Source organism: Bacteroides caecigallinarum, from assembly GCF_016902295.1.
Taxonomy (GTDB): domain Bacteria; phylum Bacteroidota; class Bacteroidia; order Bacteroidales; family Bacteroidaceae; genus Phocaeicola; species Phocaeicola caecigallinarum_A.
The window spans coordinates 1-1053 of record NZ_JACJLQ010000113.1 but is presented as its reverse complement, the minus strand read 5'-3'; the positions used below and the strand labels follow the sequence as shown (position 1 = coordinate 1053).

Annotated in this window: 1 protein-coding gene; it reads left to right on the top strand. The window is 40.0% G+C overall.

Going from position 1 to position 1053, the window contains the following annotated elements; translation table 11 throughout:
* Nucleotides 1–115: 115 nt before the first annotated feature.
* The coding region (locus H6A27_RS14390; protein ID WP_204509185.1) for a transposase at nucleotides 116–1053 on the top strand (938 nt) is incomplete at its 3' end.

Sequence of the window (1053 nt, the reverse complement as noted above, 5' to 3'; positions counted from 1 at the left end):
GAGGGTGTGTCAAAATGCATGCCCTCTTTTTTTTATGACAAAGCCTCGACTTTCCCAAGCCGAGGCTTTGTTATGTCCTAAAGATTTTGTATCTTTAAGCATAATCAAAACTAATATGGCAAAGATACATTTTCGTTCTTACAATCCCAACCAAATCGTCCTTTTTCCTCAGCGGATAGATGAAAATATTCCATCAGACGATCCTGTACGCATCCTGAATGCTATGGTAGATAACCTTGACCTCAGTTCCTTTCACAAGTTATACAAAGAGCTTGGCCGTTCTCCCTATCACCCACGAATGATGCTTAAAGCTGTTTTGTATGCCTATATGAACAATATCTATTCCTGTCGTAAGATAGAAAAATCCCTGCTGCGTGACATTCATTTCATTTGGCTTGCCGGTTATGAGAAGCCGGATTACCGGACTATAAACCGTTTCCGTAACCGTGTCAAGGATGAGATAAACGGAATATTCACACAAATAGTCCTCATCCTTGCATCCAAAGGATTCATAAGTCTTGATGTTGAATATATTGACGGCACAAAGATTGAATCAAAAGCCAACAGATACACATTTGTATGGCGTAAGAACGTAGAACGTAACCGAACCAGGCTTCTTGAGAAGATACGTATTCTTCTACAACAAATTGATGATGTCGTGGCACAGGATAATGCCTGCATTGAAAATACTGCTACCGAGTTTACCCCTTCCATGCTGACGGATATGATATCAGAGTTAAAAGCCTCTCTTGAGAATGCCCCAACCACATCGGATAAGGAAGAGAAGAAAGCAAATAAACAAAAGGCAAGGCAAATCAGACAATTGGAGTCACAACGTGACAAACTTGCCGAATATAACATGCACATGAAAATACTAAGCAAACGGAATTCTTATTCCAAAACAGATCCTGATGCTACATTTATGCATATGAAGGAAGACCCTATGGGGAACGGGCAATTAAAACCGGGATATAACCTACAAATCGGAACCGAAAATCAGTTTATGCTCGATTTTGAACTCTTCCACAATCCTACAGACACTCTTACATTGAT